19 protein-coding genes are annotated in these 21,486 nt (G+C 67.2%); 8 read left to right on the forward strand and 11 right to left on the reverse strand.

Going from position 1 to position 21,486, the window contains the following annotated elements; all coding sequences use genetic code 11:
* Window positions 1–108: 108 nt before the first annotated feature.
* Window positions 109–897 (reverse strand): tyrosine-protein phosphatase, encoded by a 789-nt coding sequence (locus IPK75_17110; protein ID MBK8200069.1) that lies wholly within the window; start codon window positions 895–897, stop codon window positions 109–111.
* A gap of 119 nt (window positions 898–1,016) precedes the next feature.
* Between IPK75_17110 and IPK75_17115 the strand changes: the two genes are divergently transcribed.
* Window positions 1,017–2,243: a toll/interleukin-1 receptor domain-containing protein gene (locus IPK75_17115; GenBank protein MBK8200070.1), complete on the forward strand. Its 1,227-nt coding sequence runs from the start codon at window positions 1,017–1,019 to the stop codon at window positions 2,241–2,243.
* A gap of 9 nt (window positions 2,244–2,252) precedes the next feature.
* Window positions 2,253–2,606: a hypothetical protein gene (locus IPK75_17120; GenBank protein MBK8200071.1), complete on the forward strand. Its 354-nt coding sequence runs from the start codon at window positions 2,253–2,255 to the stop codon at window positions 2,604–2,606.
* 3 nt (window positions 2,607–2,609) lie between these two features.
* On the opposite strand, the gene IPK75_17125 is transcribed toward IPK75_17120, so the two are convergent.
* The 6 genes from IPK75_17125 to IPK75_17150 all read right to left on the reverse strand — a co-directional run bounded on the left by IPK75_17125 (window position 2,610) and on the right by IPK75_17150 (window position 12,486).
* A complete protein-coding gene (locus IPK75_17125) occupies window positions 2,610–3,209 on the reverse strand; it encodes a DUF1353 domain-containing protein (protein ID MBK8200072.1) in 600 nt (199 codons plus the stop codon).
* A gap of 31 nt (window positions 3,210–3,240) precedes the next feature.
* Entirely contained in the window at window positions 3,241–5,025 is a 1,785-nt protein-coding gene (locus IPK75_17130; GenBank protein ID MBK8200073.1) for a trypsin-like peptidase domain-containing protein, read from the reverse strand.
* 9 nt (window positions 5,026–5,034) lie between these two features.
* A complete protein-coding gene (locus IPK75_17135) occupies window positions 5,035–6,879 on the reverse strand; it encodes a hypothetical protein (protein ID MBK8200074.1) in 1,845 nt (614 codons plus the stop codon).
* A 92-nt stretch (window positions 6,880–6,971) separates the two neighbouring features.
* Complete coding sequence (locus IPK75_17140) at window positions 6,972–8,054, reverse strand: TIR domain-containing protein (GenBank protein ID MBK8200075.1); 1,083 nt, start codon at window positions 8,052–8,054, stop codon at window positions 6,972–6,974.
* Between the two features lie 13 nt (window positions 8,055–8,067).
* Entirely contained in the window at window positions 8,068–11,658 is a 3,591-nt protein-coding gene (locus tag IPK75_17145) for a toll/interleukin-1 receptor domain-containing protein (protein ID MBK8200076.1), read from the reverse strand.
* A gap of 60 nt (window positions 11,659–11,718) precedes the next feature.
* Window positions 11,719–12,486 (reverse strand): nuclear transport factor 2 family protein, encoded by a 768-nt coding sequence (locus tag IPK75_17150; GenBank protein MBK8200077.1) that lies wholly within the window; start codon window positions 12,484–12,486, stop codon window positions 11,719–11,721.
* Between the two features lie 157 nt (window positions 12,487–12,643).
* Between IPK75_17150 and IPK75_17155 the strand changes: the two genes are divergently transcribed.
* Window positions 12,644–13,246: a cytochrome b/b6 domain-containing protein gene (locus IPK75_17155; GenBank protein MBK8200078.1), complete on the forward strand. Its 603-nt coding sequence runs from the start codon at window positions 12,644–12,646 to the stop codon at window positions 13,244–13,246.
* On the opposite strand, the gene cdd is transcribed toward IPK75_17155, so the two are convergent.
* From cdd to IPK75_17170, 3 genes are read right to left on the reverse strand one after another with little or no spacing between them, the layout of a single operon-like run.
* Window positions 13,233–13,631, reverse strand: a complete 399-nt coding sequence (gene cdd / locus IPK75_17160; protein MBK8200079.1) for a cytidine deaminase — start codon at window positions 13,629–13,631, stop codon at window positions 13,233–13,235. The genes IPK75_17155 and cdd overlap by 14 nt on opposite strands.
* Window positions 13,628–15,088 carry an AMP nucleosidase gene (locus IPK75_17165; protein MBK8200080.1) on the reverse strand — a complete coding sequence of 487 codons (1,461 nt, stop codon included), beginning with the start codon at window positions 15,086–15,088 and terminating at the stop codon, window positions 13,628–13,630. Before IPK75_17165 ends, cdd begins: the two co-directional genes overlap by 4 nt.
* A 31-nt stretch (window positions 15,089–15,119) precedes the next feature.
* On the reverse strand, window positions 15,120–16,409 hold the full coding sequence (locus IPK75_17170; GenBank protein MBK8200081.1) for a DNA-packaging protein: 1,290 nt from the start codon (window positions 16,407–16,409) through the stop codon (window positions 15,120–15,122).
* Between the two features lie 16 nt (window positions 16,410–16,425).
* Here IPK75_17170 and IPK75_17175 point away from each other — a divergent pair, with 16 nt between their 5' ends.
* The 4 genes from IPK75_17175 (at window position 16,426) to IPK75_17190 (ending at window position 18,896) form a co-directional block, all read left to right on the forward strand.
* Window positions 16,426–16,869 (forward strand): hypothetical protein, encoded by a 444-nt coding sequence (locus IPK75_17175; protein ID MBK8200082.1) that lies wholly within the window; start codon window positions 16,426–16,428, stop codon window positions 16,867–16,869.
* 138 nt (window positions 16,870–17,007) lie between these two features.
* Entirely contained in the window at window positions 17,008–17,517 is a 510-nt protein-coding gene (locus IPK75_17180; GenBank protein ID MBK8200083.1) for a hypothetical protein, read from the forward strand.
* Window positions 17,517–18,251 (forward strand): YbaY family lipoprotein, encoded by a 735-nt coding sequence (locus IPK75_17185; GenBank protein MBK8200084.1) that lies wholly within the window; start codon window positions 17,517–17,519, stop codon window positions 18,249–18,251. The genes IPK75_17180 and IPK75_17185 overlap by 1 nt, the downstream gene beginning before the upstream one ends.
* A gap of 3 nt (window positions 18,252–18,254) precedes the next feature.
* Window positions 18,255–18,896, forward strand: a complete 642-nt coding sequence (locus IPK75_17190; protein ID MBK8200085.1) for a Pr6Pr family membrane protein — start codon at window positions 18,255–18,257, stop codon at window positions 18,894–18,896.
* Between the two features lie 4 nt (window positions 18,897–18,900).
* Here IPK75_17190 and IPK75_17195 read toward each other — a convergent pair whose 3' ends face one another.
* Entirely contained in the window at window positions 18,901–19,644 is a 744-nt protein-coding gene (locus IPK75_17195; protein ID MBK8200086.1) for a Crp/Fnr family transcriptional regulator, read from the reverse strand.
* 189 nt (window positions 19,645–19,833) lie between these two features.
* On the opposite strand from IPK75_17195, the gene IPK75_17200 reads away from it, so the two are divergent.
* The gene (locus IPK75_17200; protein MBK8200087.1) at window positions 19,834–21,402 is read left to right on the forward strand and encodes an META domain-containing protein; all 1,569 of its coding nucleotides are present in this window, start codon (window positions 19,834–19,836) and stop codon (window positions 21,400–21,402) included.
* Window positions 21,403–21,486 lie beyond the last annotated feature (84 nt).

The raw sequence follows: 21,486 nt of genomic DNA on the forward strand, positions 1-21,486 counted from the left end.
GTCATGACATGAACGAAAACATTAACGGACATGAACAGCCTGTGAAGGCGCCGCGCGCAGCCTGCCCGCGCCGCCTTGAATCGTCTGCCAATGCCGGAAACCGGCGCGCTAGCGCTCGATCAGTTTCGCCCGCAGCTCGTCCTGCAGCGCCATGTCCACGCCCAGCACGTCGACCAGGTAGCCATCCACCGAACCCGCCTTGGCATTGATCGCGCCGAAGGCCCGGTCGAAGTATTTGAGGTCCACACCCATGAAGGGGCGGTAGACTTCCGCCGGATAATCCTTGCCGATCATCTGGTTGAAGTAGGTCGCCATTTCCGGCAGCCGCAGTTCGACCCCTACAGCTTCATTCGTCAGGTCATAGTCCGCGCGGGTGTCGGCGTCCGACACGCCCAGCACATGGTGCGTCAGCGCACACAGGATGCCCGTGCGGTCCTTGCCGGCCGCACAGTTCACAAGGCCCGCCGTCTCGCCCGGCGCTTCGGCCAGCTTCACGAACCAGTCGCGGAACAGTTCCTGATGGTGCGCCTTGAACGGGGCGGCCGCATAGTACTCCGACATCCACTGGTCGGCGTCTGCCGCATCGACGGTCACGCGCGACAGGAACCGCATGTGCGGCGCCTCGCTCTCGCGTCCGCCATCATGGGTGATCGTCACCGGCGCGACGAAGCGGCTCTTCTGCTTCTCGCGCTCATCCGGCCGGCGCAGGTCCGCCTGCACATGGATGCCGAGGGCGTCCATTGCGGCCAGGTCTTCCTCGCTCGCCTCGGCATGGTGGCCCGACCGGTAGAGCCGTCCCATCTTCACGCGGCCACCCAGCCGGCTTTGGTATCCGCCAAAATCCCGGAAATTCCGGACCGTCTCGAAGCCCAGCAGGCGGGGTCGTGTCTGTGTCATGCACGGGAGGTAAAACGCCCCGCCGCCCCCGTCCAGTGACAATGCCGTGTCACCTCGGGGCAAGGCGGCGTTTCCAGATTGCGATGGCAGCGCCGCCGGTTTTGAAGCATGATGCAACCATGCGGGGCACCCAAAACCTCTCCGGATACCGGGGCCGGATCTTCCTGTCCTACTCCTCCGACGACCGGCCCGCTGCCAGCCGGATCGCGCAGGCCCTTCGCAATGCCGGCTTTTCCGTATTCTTTGACCGCAACGACCTTCCGCCCGGCGGCGACTATAACGAGCGCATCAATGCGGCGATCGCCCGGTCGGACGCGATTGTCTGCCTGATCAGCCCGTCATTCGTGCGCCCCGGCGCCTATACGCTTTCGGAGGTCGCCGCTGCCGAAGCGCGCTGGCCGAACGCGGTCGGACGCGTCCTGCCGGTGATGATCGCCGCCACGCCCTACGCGTCCCTTCCGCCCTACATTTCCTCCGTTACCGTCCTTGAACCCACCGGCAATCCGGAGGCGGATATCCTGCGCGGCGTGCGCCGCCTGCGAAAATGGACCCGCCGCTGGCGTGCGCTGGCGGCTGCGGCGTTCGCATTCGCCGTGCTTGCAGCCGGCGGCACCTGGTTCGGCGCACGCTATGTCGAGCAGCGCGCCGTCGAACTCACCTTCGCCGAGATCGAAGTAGAGCTCGAAGCCAACGCGCGCACCATGCAGGCCATGGCCGACAACTCGGTCACCCTGGCGCAAAGCGTCCTCGCCGTCTCCGAAGCGCTCCGCACGCCGGGTATCGAGATCATCGCGGGCCTGTTTCCAGCCGAAAATCTCGACACCGATGCCGACCCGGCGCGCCTTGTGAATCTCTACAACGAGCGGATGGACTGGCTGGCCACATCCGGACTGCTCGAAGATCCCTTGCAGGTCAACCGCGCCACCGAAGCCTGCGCCGCCATCGGCCGCACTGTCGAGCGCACCCGCGGCGTCACCGCGCGGCTCACCGATCTCAGCGACCCCCGTTTCACCATCACCGACGCCGCCTGGAGCGCCAACATGAACCGTGTCATGCGCGCCTCGCGCGATGACGGCGTAAAGATCGCAGCGCTGTACACCGACATGCACGACGCTCGCCGCTCCTACGGACAGGTTGCCGGCAGTGCCTCCGACTATCTCGATGCCATCCATTCCTTCTGCACATCAGGCCAGGTCAACCGCGCCTCGCTGAGCACCGCGCTTGCAACCGAGCGACTCGCATTCCAGACATTGGAACTGCAACTACGCCGCACCGTTGAGATACAGGAGCGCGCGGCCGCGTTGCTCACCGGAATTCGCGCGCGCTTCGGCTCCAAGGACGATTGACTGATCCATATGCCACCTCCGCCAGACCACCTCGACGCCATCGCGCGCACCGTTCACGAAGCCCTGCGCGGCTGGGCCGCTGCCCACGGCCAGCACGACATTCCCGCCTGGGACGATGCGCCGGACTGGATGCACGCCTCCACCCGCGAAAGCGTTCGCCATGCCATCGAGCACACCTCCCCCAGCGGGCGCACGCAGCACGAACAATGGGTCGCCCAGAAACAGCGCGACGGCTGGCGCCACGGCGCCGTGAAGGACGCCGCGGCGAAAACCCATCCCCTGATGGTGCCCTACGACGACCTGCCTGACTGGGAGCGCCGCAAGGACGCCCTCATCAACGCCCTCGCCCTCGCGCTGGCCTGAGGCTCAGGCTTTCGCCTTGCCCGCCTTCTTCTGCTTCTCCGGCGCCCAGCCAAACCCATCTGCCGCGTAGGGCGGATCGACATCCTCGCCTGTCTCGATATCGACGAACTTCCAGTCGTCTTTCAGGCCATACCCGCCGCCGCCGAAGAAGCGCACCATCCGGTACATCAGCGAGCGCCGCAGCGCGCCGACGCCCGCCTCGCGCATGGCGTTGAGGAACAACCGGTCCGCCAGCCGGCGGGCCTTCTTCTGGCCGAGCGCGTAGAGATAATCATGCAGCACCGCCGCCGGCGCATGCCGCCCGAAGGGCTGCACGATGAAATGGAAAAAGCTCGGGATCGAAGCAAAGTCTGTCACGAAGCCCAGCGGAATCTCCACCGACACCATCGCCCCGCGCACCTCATGCATGTACGCATACGGACGGGTCACAACAGCCAGCGTGCGCCCCTGCTTCTCCATGTCCGCCAGGATCGCCACCGCAATCAGCCGGCGGCGCGCCTCGCCCCGGCCCACATGCGTTGCCTTGCGGACGGCTTCCAGCCCGGTATCAGCGTCGAGCGACTCAAAGTCCGACACCTGCGCCGTCATGTCCACGAATGGCATTTCGCTCCTCCTCGGCTGGCCTTCCCGCCCGCTAGTTCAGCCCCTTGGCCAGCTTGAAGGCATTGAACAGCGGCCGCAGCCACAGGCCCTCATTGGCGTTGTACTTGCCGCCCTGCCCGTTGAGGCGCGGGCGCAGGCCGCCCGCATGATGCAGGCCGATCAGCTCCATCGTCCGGCTGTTGAAAACCGGGCTGCCGGAATTGCCCGGTTCCGTTGGTGCTCGGTAATGCAGCCGCCGCGGCTCTGGCCCCGGCACCGTCCCGATACGGACGTTCTCGTAATCGATCAGATCATTGTCGCTCAGCGAGATCGACAGTTCCCGGCCCAGCGGATAGCCGATCACATACACCGTGGTCGCCTTGTCGCGGTATTGCGGCACGCCGCTCTTGCTCTCGACCGCCTCGCGCTGCTTCAGCTTCGGCAAGCCGTCCGCCATCTTGCACATCCCGCCCAGCGCGCGCAGGTCCGGATAGCGCGGCGTATTCTGGCGCAGCTTGAAAATCGAGACGTCATGCTCCGTGGGCGAAGATGTCCACAGATGCTCGTCCAGCGGGAACGCGTCCGAGAAGTTCGCGGCATCGAACCGCACCCGTCCGTCACCCACACCCATCGCGGGCTGGTCAGCCGGATCAGGCGAGATCACGTGCGCATTGGTGATGAACAACACCTCGCCCTGAAGCGAAGGATGCACGCACTCGCCATTCAGCAGGAAGCCGGTGCCGAACGTCGCATCACTCCCCTGCACGGTGTCCATCATCACGCGGCCCACGCAGCGGGAAAAGTCGATGATCGTCTTCAGCCGGTCGATCCGGAACGGCCCGTCATTGCCGAATACCTTCTCATACTGGTGCAGCGCGCGGTCGGCCGCCTGCGCGCCGGCTGCGTCTTCCGGCAGCATCTCGTCCGTATGCGGCGCAAGCAGTTCGCGCGTCTGCGCCGGGTTCAGCCTGATGCCGCCCTGGTCGGACGCCATCAGCGCATAGCGCAGCAGGTGGGTGATCTCCGCCTTGTCCGCCTCATTCGGCGTGATGCCCCAAATCTGCTCGAACTGGCGCAGGGTCCCGTTGATCGCAAAGGCGTCCCCGCCCGCCAGGTCGAGATAGCGCCGGATCGCGGCCTTCGCCTCATCCCAGCGCCCGAGATGCGCATAGGCTTCCGCAGCCGAGGCAACGTCCCACGCCGCCGGCTCCGCCTGACCGTTCACGCCCGCAACGATCTCGTTGGCAATGTCATTCGCCGGCACCGCCAGCGGCAGGAAGATTTGCCAGCGCTGCGCGATCGCGCACAGGGCCAGCAGGTTTCCTCCCGGAAAATACGCGCCCGGCGTGCCGCGCAGGCGCGCAAACGCGAAGCCGTAAGCCGCCGCCGACTTGCGCAGGAATCCCTCGCACACATCGCGCGCCGCCGGTGGGCGCCGCTGGGTCGCGGTCACGAACAACTGCTTGTAGGCGCGCCCTTCCAGGCTCCAGCATTCGGTCTCGGTGAAGGCGTCCGCTTCCTCCTGCGCCGCCGCCCGCGCATCCCGGATCAGCGCCAGCGCCGGCACCAGCGCATTTCGCTCCACCAGCGCCTGCGCGTGGTATTGCAGCAGCCATCCGCGCCGTACGCCGACCGCCTCGATGAACTGCGCTGCCATTTCGACCGCCTGATGCGCCCGCGCGCTGCGCAGCGCCTTGAAACCGGCCTTCAGTTCCGGCGAGCCGTTATCCTGCGCCGCAATCACCGCATCGGTCAGCGCCGCCGCCTTCGCGGCGAGCTCCGCTTCGTTCTCGAAGCCCGCATCCTTCAGTTCACGGATGGCCTGCTCGACCGACATGACGCGCTCCTAATCCACATACCCGGCGAAGGGCGTATTCTCCGGCACAATGTCACCGCCCAGCGATTCATAATCACTGTGCGTGCCGCCTTCCCCGGTGGCTTTCTCCAGATCAGTGACCCGGTTCAACCAGCCCTTCAGGAATACTTCCTGGCTCTTGTCATTGGCCACGATCCGGTGGAACAGCGCCCGCCGCTCGGTGAGGTACTGCTTGCAGATATCCTTCGTCGCGTGCCGGCCGATCGCCGTGAACGTCTGCCCGCCGATCGCGCCGTCCACCTTCAGGCTCTCGCCCAGCGAATTCAGCGCCCGCTGCAGCAGCTTCGACGCCCCGCCCGGCCCATGGTTCACCGCCGCGTCGAACATCAAGAGGTCCAGCTGCCGCTTCAGCCGGTCACAGCGCGCCGCCAGCCAGTAGTCCGACCAGTAGATCGCCCGCACCTCGGACTTGGTGATCTCCGAAACCGGCCTCGGCGCCTCGCCGCGCGAGTCCAGCCACTCGTGATACACCTTCTCAGTGATCCCGTAATTCGTCTTGCCGCCCTTGTCGGCCTTTTGGTCGCTGTAGCCACCTTCCCACTTGAAGCAGAAGCTGAGCGCCGTATCGAACCGGTCAGCCGCAGGCATCGGCGCCACCTTGGTCTCGGGTTTCGGCTCGGACTTGGGCGCCGCCTTCTCCGCCGGCTCGCCCGTGATCGTTTTCACGGCCGCATCCGCCAATGGCTTCAGCGCGCCGGAAGCCCAGGCGTCCTTCAGTGTACGGAAGGCGAACCGCATCAGCTCGCCAGACGTGACCGACTCGCGCCCATCCTCGCCGCCCGCAGCCGGCGCTGGCGCCGCCGCCAGGAACGGCCGCACAGCCTCCACCATCTCCGCTGCCCGGTCCTGCAGCCGCTTGCGGTCCGCCGCGATCAGGTAAGGCGAGATCGCCACCACCCGCCGGAAGGCGTTCAGCGCCTCGTCCGGCTGCCCGCCCGCCTGCAGCACGCGCTGCAGCGTGATCCACGCATCGCCCACCGCCGGCACATCCTCGATGTTCTCGTGCTGCCCGGTCGCCGTCACGCGCACCACCGCATAGTCGCGCCCGCTCACCCGCTTGCCGCCCACGCGCAGCTCCGGCGTCAGGCGCCCGTTGCCGAAATCCAGCTCCGCCGTGCCTTCGCCCTTGCCGCCCGGCAGCATCACGTAATAGCCCGCCTCGAACGGCACCTCCGCCACCGGCACCCGCAGGCGCGTCTGATAGGTCCCGTCCTGCGCCTTCAGCAGCCGCGCAATCTCCACCGCCGCCGTATAGCCGATCTTCTTCAGGAACTTGCTCGCCACCTTGCCGGCCACCGCCGCCAGCAGCACGCTCTCGTGGCCGTCCTCGTCCTCCTCCGGCGCGCCGGGTTCCGGCTGCCCCGGATCATTGCGCACCGCCGAGGAAAGCTTGTCATTCAGGTCCAGCAGCGCCCCCAGCATCGCTTCCGAGCGAAGCGCCAGCACAACGAACTCGCCGTCGAGCCGCCCATGCCACGGCATCTGCGAGCAGATCGACGTCACCGCCGGGTCCACCGCCGCCGCGTTCTTGGCCGAAATCCCCTCCCGCACCTGCCGGGGATCGATCATCGCGCTCTGGCGCAGCTTGGTCTGCACCTGCGTCGCCACTGACAGGTCCGACAGGAACAGCGCGTGAAACTTGCTCGTCAGCACCCCGGACCGCGCCAGCTTCAGGTCCACCAGGTCCAGGCTCACATAGGCCGCGTCCGACGCAATCGCCCCGCCGGCCGAGGGCGCGCCCTTCACTTCCGCCCGGATCCACCGGGTTGAGCGCCTCGGCGCCCCGAACAGGCCCCCGCCTTTTTCATCCGCCATGGTCCCACTCCGCGACGCCTGGATTTTAACGTTATGGTAATCAACGTTTTATGGGAAGCGGGGGAAGTGTAACGCAGCTGCGACTGCCGCCGTCAGGGCGAATACGGGGGTTCCAGGTCGAAAATGACGTCCGCCCGCCGGTTGGCTGGGCTGCGCTGGCCGGGCGCCAGCGGCTGCGACGAGCCATAGCCGATTGACGTGATCTGCTCCGCCATCACCCCGTTCGCCCCGAGCCATTGGGCAATCGTATCCGCCCGCCTCTGTGACACGCCCTCGGCATAGGACGGGCTGTTCTGCAGGTCGTCATGCGCCTCGATGCCCACTTCCAGCAGCTCGCAGTCAAACCCCGCCGTCAACGCCTCCTCCAGCACCGACTCCGCCTCCATCGTCAGGCTGGTCTTGTCGAAATCGAAATATACCCGCGCCGACACATCCCCGCAGGCCTCACCCGGCTGCAACGCGGTCACGCCCGCCGGCGCAGGCGCTGCTGCCATGGGCTCGTCCTCCGGCCCCGCCGGCACCGCCTCGGCGGCCGGCTGATCCGCCGCATCCGCCGCCGCCGTTTCTGCCGTCTCCGGCTGTTCCAGCTCTGCGATCTTGTTGTCCGCCAGATATTGCCGGGCGGCGATCGCCCCGATCACACCCACCGCCAGCACCCCGAAGATCAGCCACGGCGCCGCCGGCCGCTTCGGTGTGCGCTGCACCGGCACCTTCGCCTTCACCGCCGCCTTCGCCGACGTCCGCGCCGGCACGGCTTCGTCGGCCAGTTCCGGCCGCCCCAGCGTCCGCGACAGCGACCGCATCAGCCTTCGCCATTCCGCCGTGTCCGTGCGCCCGTGAAAGCCCGTGAAGTCGATCTGCTGCACGCCCTCGAACGCCACCGGCACATCCAGTTCGCCCAGCGCCTCGATGGTCAGCGGAATGAGGCAGCGCCGCTTCAGCCCGATGGAGCATTCCTGCTTCACCCATGGTCGGCTCAGCGAGTGCTGCGACCAGAGGCTGATCACCGCCCCGGCCGACTTGACCTCCCGGTCCAGCACGTCCGGAAACACATCGCCCCCGTCCAGCCCCTCGACATCAAAAAACACCGACAGCCCCGCCGCTTCGAGCGCCTCTTTCACCTTCTCGGCGACCTCACGGTCGCGCCGTGCATAGGAAAGAAAAATGTCCGCCATCAGACGTCCTGCCTCACTCGAACATCCACCCGAAGACGACCCCCGCCGCCTTCTCCCACCACGGCACCACCGGCGCCACGCACACATCCTCCCCCTCCCGCCCGCGCAGGATCGGCGCCGCGAAGGTCGCCCACTGGTCGAGCTTGCGCACGGACGGCGACCCCGCCAGCTTCACCCGGCAGGCCTCGGCCAGATCATCGCTCGTCGCCCCCGCCCGCAGCGCAAACGAGATGTCCCACACCTCAGTCTCGCCATTATAGCGGTGCGTCAGCAGCTGCCCGGTCTCCGGCTTCCAGAACGCATGGCCGCCAAAGGAATAGAGGTCCATCTGGCGCAACACGTCGCCGGTCGCGGCGTCCGCGATCCGGAACGTCCCGGTCGGCTCGGTCAGCACCAGCCGCGTGTTGTCCGGCGTGAATTCAGCCGTCTGCTCCACGATGCCGATGTCATAGGGATTGCCGCGCGGCTCGCCCGTCCCGACATCCCAAAGCTGCACCTGCGCCCGCCCGCCCCAGGTCGCGGCCACCCTGCCGTCGGAGGTCAGCGCGCCGTCTTCAGCCAGCTGCCCTTCGGCGAAGCTCTGCACGGACTCGCCCGTCGCCGTGTCGAACACTTCGGCATGGTTGGTGAACAGCACCAGCACACGTGATCCGTCGGCGGACAATACAGCCTTCAGCGGCGCCTCGCCGCCGGTGATCGGCTCCGCCCGCGCGGCGCCCGTCGCGGCGTCCCATACCCGCACCTCTTCGCCCGTGAACGTCACCGCAACTTCGCCATTCGCCGAGATCGCGCCGCCGCCCACCAGACCGGACGTTTCATCCCCCGATCCGTGCCACACATGCTCCAGCGGCGCCCCGATCACAGCGCCTGTTACTAGGTCGACGAGATAGGCCTGCATCCCGTCATAAACCAGCATGCGCTTGCGCGCCCCGTCCATCGGCGGCAGCGCGTAAGCCTGATGCATCCGCGGCTCGCCCACAGGCTGAAGCGTCGCCGTGTCCCAGACATACACCACCCCGCTCGCGTCCACGGTCACCAGGCGTGTGCCATCCTGCGTGAACGCACCTTCGGTCACCACGTCTTCATGCTCGGCCAGCGTCTCGCCGCCCACGCCTGTCGCCGTCGGCACCAGCTGCAGCTGGTTCTCGTACCACAGCGCCAGTTGCTCGCTCGCCGGGTCAAACGCGGCGCCCCAATAGCCTTCCTCGCCGGTCAGGATGCCCGGCCCGATGGCCTTTCCTGCGGCAACATCCCAAAGCACCGCCCGCCCTGCCTCGTTCCATCCGAACACGAACCGTCCGTCTGCCGACATCATCGAATTGCCAACCACCCGACCGTCGTCCAGAACCGGCGCCCGCGTGCTGGCGTACGGCCGCGAAGCCCAGACAAACGCCTTCGCCCCGGTCACCGTCAGGAACGTATCGCCGTTGCCGAGATAACCGCTGCGCGAATAGTAGTTGGTGTGCTTCCAGGGACCGCCCACCTGCAGGCCGGATTCCGTCTCCCACTGGCGCACCTCCCCGATCGAGGTGAACGTCAGGAACGATCGTCCGTCCGGCGCCGGCACAATTTCCTCGATATACCCGGGATGCTCCTGGATCAGCTGTTCGGGCTGCGACTCGCCGTCCTGCGAGAAGCGCAGCTGCACGCTGCGTCCGTCAAACGTCAGGTACCCATTGGTGCCGGGCAACAGAACCGCCGCCCGCTGCGGCGTCTCGCCCTCCGCCTGATAAGACAACACCTCGCCCGTCCTGAGACTGTAAACTCTCGTGCCCACGAGATACGACAGCGCCACCAGCCGCTCGCCGTCGATCGACGCTTTCAGTGGCTCCGCCGTCGACTCGAAAACCACCGGCTCGCCAACCAGCGCCCCCGTCGCCATGTCGCGGATCTGCGCGTGGTTGTCGCCGTCCAGCAGCACGAGCCGCCCGAGCGCCGGCACGAACTCCGCCTCGACCGTGTCCAGCGGCACCGGCGCATCCAGCGCGCCCACGGCGCCGCTTGTCACATCGAGGTAGCGCAGCCCGCCCTCGGCGGGCACCAGCGCGCGCGTGCCGTCCGGCGACAGGTGGAATGCCCGGCTCTGGAACTCCGGATACGGACTTGCCGGCGCCGCCGGTTGCAGCGTCTCGAGGTTCCACACCTCGTACGCCGACTGCCCCACCAGCAGCGCCGTGCGCCCGTCGTCCGACACCTGCGCTTCGATCACCATGCCGAGCCCGCTGCCCAGCACCGCGATCTTCTCGCCAGTCATCCCGTCCCGCAGGCCGATCCCGTCTTTCTGGTCGCGCAGCAGGAATTTCGATCCGTCAGCAAACGGAACACCCATGCCAAAGGAGAGGTAGGCATCCACATCGGACGCAAACCGCCCGATCACGGCGCCCGTATCCGCGCGCACGCCATAGGCCACCTCGCCCCAGAACAGCACGATCAGGCGACCATCCGCCGAAATCGCCTTCTGCATCCCGTTCGACGGCCCCTCGAACCTGAACGGCCCCGCAAGACGCTCCGCCGTCTCGAGGCTCCACAGCTCTGCCGACCCGTCCGTCAGTTCCACCAGCAGGCTCTTGCCGCCCGCCACTGGCGTCGCCGCCGCGATCTCGATCTTCGGGTCGTCCGAAACCGTGATCCCCCGCACAAGGTTCAGCGCCTGAGCACTCTTTGCAAAGGCCGCCCACGCCTCATCGGTCGCCGGCGCCAGGAAACTGTCACGCGACGCCAGGATGGCGAGGTGCAGCGCGTGCAGGTAGTCGCCGGAATTGTAGAACTGGTCGGATGTGCGCGCCAGCATCAGGCTCTCGCTGCGCCCGAGGCTCCTCTGCCCACGGACGACAAACCACGCCCCCACCAGCACCGCCGCCAGCGTCGTCACGACGAACAGGCCGGTCACCCGCCGCCAGAAAGCCCGCCTCGCGGCATCGCGCTTGATCTGCTCCCGGCTTGCCGCGATCCAGGCGAGGAACAGCTCCCCCGGCTCCGGCTCGTTCCTCGGCCGCGCCAGCGCCCAGCGCTGCGCCTCCTCCACCGCCCCCTCGCGCAGCAGCCGGCTGCGCGGCCGTCCGGCCACGTCCCATTCCTGCACCCGCGCGTAATACTTGCGCCCCTCCCGGTGCCAGCCGACATTCATCTCCAGCGCCGTCACCAGCCCCGCCAGCGCCGCCTCAAACCCCGGCCCGCTCTCCGAAAAATCGATCCGCACGTTCAGCGCCGACAGCCGCGGCGGCGCCTTCGCAAAGTCCACAGGCCGCGCCAGCACCGCGATGATCCGTTTGCCCAGCGCCCGGGCATACGCGATCTCCTCGTCGCACACCGGGCTCGTCGCCGAATCCGGCGACACCAGGAACACCATCACGTCCGCCGCTGCGATCATCTCCTGCAGCCGCTTCCACCACTCATCCTCGGCCGAAATCCCCGCCGTCACATTGTGCGGATCATGGCTCGCCTTGTCGAAATCCGCGAGAAAGCCTGCCCCTTGCAAGCCCTCCGCGATCCGCCCCATGACGTCGCCGTCCTTGCGCGAATACGACAGGAATACCCGCGTGCGCGCGTCGTCCGCCCCCTCGAGCGGCCGGATTTCGTCAATCGTATCCGTGTCTTGTCCCACTGACGGCTCCCGGTGCCGAGCCTGTCACGTCACCTCAAATTGCCGCCAGGCGCAAGCCGCTCAATCCACAATCCGGGTCCCGGCCGTCTCCGCGCCGAACGTCACGAGGGTCAGGCTGCAGGCGTCCTCCGACAGCACCAGCTCGAACGGGCGCTCGGTCGCAAAAAAGCGGGTCTCGCTTTCGGGGCGAAACACCATCCCCTCGAACTGCCCCTCGATCGAGGCGAGCAGGTGACCGCTCGCCGCCTCCAGCACCAGCGCCAGGGGCGTCTCCGTTTCGAGCACGTAGGTCCCGGCATAGAGCGACAACACATCCGCCGGAATCGCCGTCTCGACCTTCACCGGATATTCCCGCTTGATCCGGTCCGTCGTCTGCGCGGCCACCATCCGCCACTGGCCGTCCGCTTCCTTGCGCCAGATCACGGAATACCGCGTCGACCCCGGCCTCGGCAGTCCGCCATAATAGCTCGACACCAGATCCGTCCGCCCCCGGAACATTACGACATCCGGCGCAAGCAGGATCGACTCGTCCTCGCTCGACGTCTCCGAGATGATGGCGCGCTTGTCTTCGCTCCGCCGCGCCAGCATCTGCGCCTTGCCGATGCGGTTTCCCGACAAGTCGATATAGGCATAATCCTCGGACAGGTAATTCGCGAACGCTTCAAGGTCGCCCGAATTCTGCGCCCTCATGGCGGCCAGGTCCACCGCCTCAACCTCAGCCAGGATCGCCGCCTCATCCAGGCGCGGCGGCGCCGACACGCAAGCCGCGAGCAGGCCGGCCGCGACGCACACGCACGCGAAATTTTTTCCGAACGAAAGCAGGTTCATCCGCCCAAACCATCTGATTTGCTGATTTTGCGCAAGTGCAATTGCGCCGCAAAGGCAAGCGCCCGCATGGAAAACTACGTATCGACGCCCGCCGCGGAGACCCTACGCTCCAATGCGCGCGCCCCCCCCTCACCGTCCCTCCCGCAATCGAGCCCCCATGCTGAACATCATGAACCGCGTGCGCCTCTACCATGCGCTGCTCGCCCTGCTTGCCATCTCGGCCTACCTGACCGGTGAAGTCTTTCCGGCGCATGCCTGGCTCGGCTACGGCGTCGCCGCGGTCATCGTGCTTCGTCTCCTGTGGGCGCTAGGCGGTGAGCGTCAGGTCGGCCTGATGCGCTTCTACCCGGACTTCGAAGGCCTGAAGCTGAAAGGTATTGCCACTCACCCGGCCATCAGCCGCACACTGATGCTGGGCATCGCGCTCAGCCTGCTGACGGTCACCGGGACCGGTATTGCCATCGACCAGGGGCGCACGCTTGGCCTTGGTCGCCCAGCCGCCGAACGCATGGCCGCGCCGAGCAGCCTCGAACTCAACTACGCCGAGGACGACGACGAGGATGAGCATGAAGGGCGCGGCCGGCATGAAGAACGTGGAGAAGGCCCCTTGTCGGAAATCCACGAACTGGCCGGCAACCTCTTCCTCCCGCTCGTCGGGCTGCATGTCGCCTACCTGTTGCTCTTCAAGCGGCCGCTCGCAAAATTCATGCTCTTCCTGCCGCGTGGCGCGCGCAGGAAGCAGCCGCCTACTTCAGCCTGAATGCATGCGGCAGCAGTTCGCTCAGCCGGTAGCGCGCCTCGCCGCCCTGCGGCGTGAAGCACAATACTTCGATATCATCGCCGAACTCCGCGAGCACCTGCCGGCAGATGCCGCACGGCGTGCCCGGCGCCTCGCCGTTGGTCGCCACGGCAATCGCCCGGAAGGAGGTATGCCCCTGCGCCACCGCCGCAAACACCGCGGTACGCTCGGCGCAGCACGTCGCCCCATAGGTCGCATTCTCGACATTGCACCCGCAAACCACCTCGCCGCCCGCCGTCAGCAACGCCGCCCCGACCCGGTACTCCGAATACGGCACATAAGCCCGCGCCTGCACCGCCAACGCCGCCGCCTTGAGGTCCGGCCAGTTGACCGCGTCGCCGCTCACCGGAACGGCGGCTCGTCGAAGGCGCGCAGCTTGCGGCTGTGCAGCGCCGCGCCGCCGTCGACGGCGAGGCGCTCCAGTGTCTCGATCCCGATACGGATGTGTTCGCCGATGGCGCGTTCGTAGAACCGGTTCGCCGCGCCCGGCAGCTTGATCTCGCCGTGCAGCGGCTTGTCGGACACGCACAGCAGCGTGCCATAGGGCACCCGCAGGCGGAACCCGTTCGCCGCGATCGTCGCGCTCTCCATGTCGATCGCCACCGCCCGGCTCTTGTTGAACCGGCGCGCCGTCGCCGAGAAGCGCAGCTCCCAGTTGCGGTCGTCCGTGGTCACCACCGTGCCCGTGCGCAGCCGCTTCTTCAGCGCCTCGCCCTTCTCGCCGGTCACCTTCGCGGCCGCCTCCTGCAGCGCCACCTGAACCTCCGCAATCGGCGGCACCGGAATCTCCGGCGGCAGCACCTGGTCGAGCACATGGTCCTCGCGCAGGTAGGCGTGCGCCAGAACATAGTCGCCGATGGTCTGCGAATGGCGAAGACCCCCGCAATGGCCGACCATCAGCCAGACCTGCGGGCGCAGCACGGCCAGGTGGTCCGTGATCGTCTTGGCGTTCGACGGGCCAACGCCGATGTTCACCAGCGTGATGCCCGCGCCGTCCTTCGCCCGGAGGTGATAGGCCGGCATTTGGAAGCGCCGCCAGGGCGAAGCCTCGATCGAGGCCCGGCTGCCCTCGGTCGGCACGGAAATCTCCAGCCCGCCCGGCACCGACAGCGAAGTATAACGCGTTTTGCCGCCGAGCTGCGTCAGCGCCCAGTCGCAGAACGCATCAACATAGCGGTGATAGTTCGTGAACAGAACATAGTGCTGGAAATGCTCGACCGGCGTGCCGGTATAGTGCTGCAGCCGCTTCAGCGAGAAATCCACCCGCTGTGCGTCGAACAGCGCCAGCGGCCGCTCGCTGCCCGCATCGAACGGCTCGCCGTCCGCCACCTCGTCGCCGATCAGCGTCAGCTGCGGCGAGGGAAACCAGCGCACCAGCTCTGCCGGCGCAATCTCTTCCAGGCCCGCCGCCTGCGACGGGTCCCACACATAGGCATAGGGAATCTCGGAGGCCGAGCGCTCGACGAACACGTCGACATCATAGTCGCGCATCAGCGGCGTCAGCTGCTCGATCAGGTAGGCGCGGAAGAAGTCCGGCCGCGTCACCGTGGTGATATAGATGCCCGCCTCGCTCATCTTGCCGAAGGCCCGGCTGATCGGCGGCGGCGGCCCGTCGGGGTCGTAGACGAGGCGAATCTGCGGATAGCAGAACGCCCCCCCGGCCCGCGCCTCGCCATCCGGCGGCGTCCCGTTATGCAGGAAGGTGTTCAGCGAATTGGAAAGGGCGGAAACGGCCTCATTGTAGAGCGCTTCCAGCGCATCCACGACAGCCTTGGGTGTGGTATGTTTCGACATGGCACCCATTGGCGCGGGTTGGCGCAGGAGTCAATTCCCCTCACCCCACCACCCTCACGCGCGGCCCGCGGCCTTCCACCATCAGCGCCCACAGCGCCCAGACGAGGGCGTCGACGCGGTCGGGCGAGGCGCCCTCCTCCGGCGTGCCGAACCGGCACATCTGGTCTTCCAGCGTGTGGAAGGTGCCGTAGTGGCGCACGCGGCCCTGCTGGTAGAGCGCCGCGACCGGCTGCGCCCGGCCGCGCTTGCCGAGCCGCGCCGAAACGAGCCGCACCGGCATCTGCGTGCCCGTCATCGCAATCACCTCGCGCACCATGTCGCCGCCCTGGTTCGCCTCCGCGAGGATCATCGAGGCCCCGCCGGTTTCCGCGAGGCTGACCGCGCGCGCCGCCCAGTCAAGCGGCTGCAGGCCCGGCGCCGAGCTGTCGCCCAGCACATAACCGACCCCGTCCTTCACGCCGGCGAGGATGATGCCGCAGGCATTCGCCTTCGGCCCGGCCGAGACGCACGGGTCCACCGCCACGATGCAATCGTCGAACTGCACCGGCGCTGCGTCCACCCGCAGCGCATCGATCTGTGCACGGACAAACAGCGCGCCCGGCGGATCGTCGATCATCTCGCCGCAGAGTTCCTGCCGGCCGAGCGCCGTGCCACCATAGGCCGCCGTCATCTGGTCCACGAAGCCGGGCGCCAGATTGTCCGCATTGTCCGCCATCGGCGTGCGTGTCTCCACCACCATCGGGTCGGCCTTCAGCCGGCGGATCAGGGCCGTCGCGCGCGGCGTGGTCGTCACCATCGCCAGCGGATGCGGCCCGAGGCGCAGCGCCATCTGCAGGTTGTCCCACACCGCCTCGCCGCGCGTCCAGGCGCCCGCCTCGTCGCACCAGGCTAGGTCGAACTGCGGGCCGCGCAGGCTGTCCGGATCTTCCGCCGAAAAGCCATAGGCGAGCGCGCCGTTCGGCCATTCAAGCCGGTGGCGTGAAGGCTGCCACACGGGCCGGTCCCACTTGCCCGAGGTCCAGATCAGGCCGCTCGGTCCCTCGATCATCACCTCGCGCACATCGTTGAAGCTCGGCGCCACCAGCGCCACCCGCCGGTAGCCCGCCTGCAACACTGCCCATCGCACCCATTCCGCCCCCGCCCGCGTCTTGCCCGCGCCGCGTCCACCCGAAAGCAACCACGTCCGCCGAAGGTCCGCAGGCGCCACTTGCGTATCGCGGGCGTCCAGAAGGAAAGGATGCACCGCGACCAGGGTCTGCAGTTCCTCTGGCAAGTCGCGCAGCCGATGCCGGTGCCGGTAGGACTGCAGCTTTAGTCTCTGGTGTTTCATCCAGTGAGACCAGTCGTTGGAGCTCATCAAGGGTGCGGGCGCGCCAGTCATCCGTATACGCTCCATCTTGTTCCTTCAGGGTTTCCGGTGCGGCCGCCTTGGGGCGCGCGGTGTGCAGTTTCGAGAGGATCGCCACGAGTTCCTTCGCCAGCGGGTCGTCGCTTGCCATCAGCGCGTCGGCGGTGCGGTCGCGCACCTCGTCGGCGATCAGGCGGTCCTGCTCGCCGTCCAGCGCCGGGCCGCGCAGGCCGTTGACGCGCAAGCGCCGCCGCGCGGTCGTCTCCGCCACGCCCAGCCAGGCGGCAATGTCGGGCACGCGCCAGCCAAGCAGCCAGGCGAGCCTGAGCTGGCGAAGGGCGCGCTCGCTGTCGGGGCGAAGGCGCTTCGGAACGGGTTCGGATTTCTGGTTCAGGTGTGTCATGGCGTGCAGTCTAACCCCGCTGCAGGCCCTGCCGGATAAAGATCGCAAAAATCGCGGTGGCGACTGGGCCGCCCCGATGCATTCGGCAAAACGAACGCAGCGCGCCTCAACTGTCATTAACTTGACAGACCCCTTTGCCAGAACATGTTCTCTGGTCATCAGGAGAAGGGGAATGCCATGTTGAATTCTCGTGTTACCATCGCGGCCGGCGTGTCCGCGCTCGCCCTCGTCGGGTGCAGCTACATGCCCTGGCACAAGGATACGTCGGCCGATCTCGCGCCGCCGCCGGAGTCGGCAGAGCCGGTGATCGTGACGGTCGAGGAGACGGTGATCGTGGAAGAACAGCCCGAGGCCTGCGACGTGCTCGACAGCCGCGACTGGTCCGCCTGGATCAACAAGATGCCGGGCCCGGGTGCGACGCCGGCGGTGCATGTCACCGGCAAGGTCGATGTGCGCACGAGCGGCTATACGTTCGAGTGGCAGGAAGGTCCGATGGACCGCTCGGCCATGCCGACGCTGCGGCTGAAACTGGTGCCCAAGGCGCCGGACGGGATGGCGATGCAGGTGATTTCCACCGAGGAAGTCCACTACACCGCCCCCGCGCTGGCGACCGGCTATCGCGGCGTGCTCGTCAGCTGCGGCGGCAAAACGCTGGCCGAGATCACCGAGATCACGGACGCACATTGATGCGGCCACTCCGCTTCCTGGCAGCTGCGGGCGCACTCGTGCTGGCAGCCTGCTCCCCCGCGCCGGAAACCCCGGCGCCCGCTTCCGGACCGGACCCCTCCGCCGGGCCGGAAGCGGATGAGGCGGTCCTCTCCCCGCCGGTCGGCGCCTCGATATCGGGCACCGCCAGCTGGTCGGGGCTGGACCTGCCGGAAACCGCTCGGCTGATTGTCGAAGTGCGCGACGTCACCCGCACCATCGACTTCAACGACCTTGTACTGAAAGAGGAATTTCCCGTGACCGGCGGCTCGCCCGCCTCGTTCGCCGGCACCATTTCAGAGTTCGACCTGATCCCGGACGGCAACCTCGTCCTGCGCGCCCGGGTGCAGGACGGCTACGCCATCCTGCTCGCCTCCGACGGCGACATCGACATCGCCGATACCGGAGACGTCAGCGGCATCGAGGTCGCCCTGTTCAACCCGGAAGACGTCGCGCGCGGCGGGCCGGCCGCGATGATCACACCGGGCGGCACGGACTATGTCTGCGCCGGTGAGCCGGTGCAGATCGCGCTGGAAGCGGGGGCGGCCTATGTCACGTTTGCGGATGGGCAGGCCGTCAAGCTCGACAAGCTGGAGCCGCAGCCCGGCGCCGCCACGCAGTTCTCGAACGGGCGGTTCGTGGTTGAACAGGGCGAAGCAGGCCTTCGCTTCGGGCGCGGCCGGGCAATGCCGAAAGCCTGCGTGGTGCGGGAGTAGAGCGTGGAGCGCGCCTTCCGTACACTGACGGCCCTCGTCGCCTTTGCGGGACTTGGCCTGCAGTTGCGGATCCTGCTGCAAAGCGACAGCTTCGATAGCCCGGTCCTCGCGGTCTGGCGGTTCCTCGCCTTCTTCACCATCCTGACGAACCTCGTCGTCGCGGTCACCGCCAGCGTTTCGGCGCTGGCGCCCGGTTCGGCTTTCGGACGGTTCGTCGACACGGCTCCGGCCCGCGCGGCGGTGCTGCTGTATATCGGTACGGTCGCGGTGATCTATCACCTGCTGCTGGCGAACCTCTGGGATCCGCAGGGTGACCAGCTGATCGCCGATCAGTTGCTGCACACCGCAACGCCGGCCTTGGTCGCGGCCGGGTGGCTGGTTTTCGACCACAAGAAGGGCCTCGCCTTCACGGCCATTCCGGGCATGCTGGTCTATCCCCTCGCCTACACCGTCTACGCGCTGGTGCGCGGGGCGCTGGACGGGTTTTACCCGTACTTCTTCATTGATGTCAGCGCTCACGGATATGCGCGCATACTGATGAATGTCGCCGGCCTGACCGGCGCCTTCATTGCGGGCGCAGCGATCATCATTGCCCTCGGCCGGATGCTCGCTTCGTTCGGTATCCGCACCGCCCGGCCGGGCTGACCGGTCAGGTCGCGGCGGACAGGTCGGCGCGCATCGGATCGGCCATCGTGAAACCGCTTTCGCCGTGCAGGGCGAGCTGGTTGAGGCGCGGCAGGTCGAGCACGTCGATCCGGCTGCGGCCGCGCGTGATCAGGCCGGTTTTCTCGAGGTGTTGCAGCAGGCGGTTGGTCCACTGGCGCGAGGCCATGACCGACAGCGCCAGCTGGTCCTGCGTGATCGGCGAGATGGTTCGCGACGTCACCGCCTGAGCCTGCGCACTGGAGGCAAGATCCACCAGCCGCCGGGCCAGGCGTTGCAGCGGCGTGAAGGCGAGTTGCTCGGTGATATGGAAATACAGCGAGCGCAGGGTCGCCAGTTCCGGCGCGACCATCATCGTCAGGCTGTCGACATCGTTGAAGAAGATCCGGCGCACCGCCGGCAACGGCAGATGCAGCACTTCGCACGGCTGGCTGGCGACAACGCTGAGCGTGTAGCCGCCGCCATCGATGCACGCGAGGAAACCGGTCCACTCGCCCGGACGGTAGACCGCGACGAGGATGTCGAGACCGGCGAGCGTGGTGCCGATCACCTGCGCCTCGCCGGAGACAATGCCGAACAGGCCGGCGGGTTCGTCGCCCTGCCGGAACAGGTGTTTGCCACGCCTCAGCTTTATGCGGACCGAGCTGCGCAGGATGTCGTCCTGCATCGCCTGCGGCAGCGCGGTGAACCACCGGCCGCGCTTGTGGTCAAAATCCGATTTGGTTTCCATTGCCCGACACTCACGCCCGAATACTCACTCTCAACCAGAGGTATCGGACCGCCACGGTCTGTCAATCACGAGACACACGAAGGTACCGGACTTTGCCACATTCCTGTCGCGGGGATGTGGGAAACGAACCCAAGCCCGAAAGCCGCTGAAGGCTGGCTCCGGCCCTGAGAAACAAGAAGGATTCGCCGCATGACCCCTCGCCCGAAATCCCGCTCCGCCCGGATGATGTTCGTGCCGCTCGCCGCCGCGATGGGCCTGTCGGCCTGCTGCCTGGTGCCCGGCCATAAACCCGAGGGCGCCGCGCTCGTGCAGATGGAGAAAGCCGTGAACCCGCGCGTGACCGGAACCGCCACCTACCGCGAACGGATGATGGCGCCACCGGGCTCCGAACTGACGGTGTCACTACAGGATACGTCCCGCGCCGATGCCGCCGCCGTGACGCTGGCCGAGTGGAAAGGTTCGCTGGACGAGGCCGGCGTGCCGGTCGCCTTCGTCCTGACACCGGAAGCGCCGCTGGATGCCCGGATGACCTATACAGTGCGCGCCGTGATCCGCGGCCCGGAGGGCGACCTGCTCTGGACGACCGATACGGCCAACCGTGTGACGGTGGGCGCCGATGGCACGGCGGACATGGGCGAACTCGTGATGGTGAAGGTCGTGCCGCCGCCGGCTGCGGAGCCTGCCTCGCCGCTGGCCGGCGGCTGGATCGTCGAAAGCGTTGGCGGCAAGCCGGTGACCGGCCCGAATCCGCCGACCCTGAACTTCGGCGCGGATGGCCGCGTCAGCGGCTTCGGCGGCTGCAACCGCTTCTCCGGCGGCTATACCAAGTCCGGTGTGTCGCTCGACTTCACCGGCGTCGTCTCGACCATGATGGCGTGCGCCGACAATGACGGCAATGCGAGGGAATCGGCCATCGGCAGCGTGCTGCGCGGCGCCGCGACATACGTGATCGCTGGTGACGGCAAGCTGTTGCTGACCGGCGCGAATGGCACCGAAATCGTCGCAGCGCCGGCGCCGAAGACGATGGCGCTGGCCGGCACGGAATGGTCGGTCTTCAAGATGGGCTCCGCCGGCCTGTTTGCCGGCAAGGAACCGGCCATCGCCTTCAGCGCGGACGGCAAGGTGAGCGGCACGACCGGCTGCAACCGCCTCTTCGGCAGCTACACGCAGAGCGGCGCAAAACTCGTCATCGACGGGCTCGGCATGACCAAGATGGCGTGCCTGGATGGCGGCCTGATGCAGCAGGAAGCGGTGTTCACCTCGATCCTTCGCGGCGAGTCGGCGGTCAGCGTGGAAGCGCCGAAGGCGGACGGCTTCCCGGAGAAGCTGGTGATCACCGGCGCCAATGGCGTGAGCTTCACCGCCGCGCCCGTGGTGCCGCGCGCACCGCCGCCGCGCCCGATGCCGGATCGCACGTCGCTGGAGAATGGCGAATGGGTGGTCGAAGACATCAACCGCGGCGGCGTGATCGACAATACGCGCCTGACGCTGACGTTCGGCGAAGGTGGGCGTGTCTCAGGCTCGACCAACTGCAACACGTTCAGCGGTAGCTTCAAGTCAACCAGCACCAAGGTGATGCTGAGCGACATCGCCGTGACGGAGCGGGCCTGTCTCGCCGAAGCCCTGCAGAACCAGGAAGCCGCCTACCTCGCCATCCTGAATGCGAGCCCTTCGGATGGCCTCGCCTGGAGCTATACCGAGGATGGCGCGCTGGAACTGAAGACGGGCGAAGGCAAGCGGCTGTTGCTGCGACGCTGACGCCGAATTCCGGGCCCCGGAGGTGTTTGACCTGCCGGGCAGAGCGGCTAAGGCTGCGGCCATGACCTGCGCAGAAAGCCTCAA

The organism is Acidobacteriota bacterium (assembly GCA_016712445.1).
Lineage (GTDB): Bacteria > Pseudomonadota > Alphaproteobacteria > Caulobacterales > Hyphomonadaceae > Hyphomonas.

Excerpts from the sequence above, each read along its gene's own strand:
- IPK75_17130 (MBK8200073.1), bottom strand. The coding sequence starts at position 5,025 with ATGTCGGTCGAGCAGGCCATCCGTGAACTGAAGGATGCGGGCTTCGAG.
- IPK75_17165 (MBK8200080.1), bottom strand. The coding sequence starts at position 15,088 with ATGGGTGCCATGTCGAAACATACCACACCCAAGGCTGTCGTGGATGCG.
- IPK75_17125 (MBK8200072.1), bottom strand. The coding sequence starts at position 3,209 with ATGCCATTCGTGGACATGACGGCGCAGGTGTCGGACTTTGAGTCGCTC.
- IPK75_17115 (MBK8200070.1), top strand. The coding sequence starts at position 1,017 with ATGCGGGGCACCCAAAACCTCTCCGGATACCGGGGCCGGATCTTCCTG.
- IPK75_17200 (MBK8200087.1), top strand. The coding sequence starts at position 19,834 with ATGACCCCTCGCCCGAAATCCCGCTCCGCCCGGATGATGTTCGTGCCG.
- IPK75_17135 (MBK8200074.1), bottom strand. The coding sequence starts at position 6,879 with ATGGCGGATGAAAAAGGCGGGGGCCTGTTCGGGGCGCCGAGGCGCTCA.
- IPK75_17195 (MBK8200086.1), bottom strand. The coding sequence starts at position 19,644 with ATGGAAACCAAATCGGATTTTGACCACAAGCGCGGCCGGTGGTTCACC.
- IPK75_17110 (MBK8200069.1), bottom strand. The coding sequence starts at position 897 with ATGACACAGACACGACCCCGCCTGCTGGGCTTCGAGACGGTCCGGAAT.
- IPK75_17120 (MBK8200071.1), top strand. The coding sequence starts at position 2,253 with ATGCCACCTCCGCCAGACCACCTCGACGCCATCGCGCGCACCGTTCAC.
- IPK75_17180 (MBK8200083.1), top strand. The coding sequence starts at position 17,008 with ATGTTGAATTCTCGTGTTACCATCGCGGCCGGCGTGTCCGCGCTCGCC.
- IPK75_17150 (MBK8200077.1), bottom strand. The coding sequence starts at position 12,486 with ATGAACCTGCTTTCGTTCGGAAAAAATTTCGCGTGCGTGTGCGTCGCG.
- IPK75_17140 (MBK8200075.1), bottom strand. The coding sequence starts at position 8,054 with ATGGCGGACATTTTTCTTTCCTATGCACGGCGCGACCGTGAGGTCGCC.
- IPK75_17155 (MBK8200078.1), top strand. The coding sequence starts at position 12,644 with ATGCTGAACATCATGAACCGCGTGCGCCTCTACCATGCGCTGCTCGCC.
- IPK75_17170 (MBK8200081.1), bottom strand. The coding sequence starts at position 16,409 with ATGAAACACCAGAGACTAAAGCTGCAGTCCTACCGGCACCGGCATCGG.
- IPK75_17185 (MBK8200084.1), top strand. The coding sequence starts at position 17,517 with ATGCGGCCACTCCGCTTCCTGGCAGCTGCGGGCGCACTCGTGCTGGCA.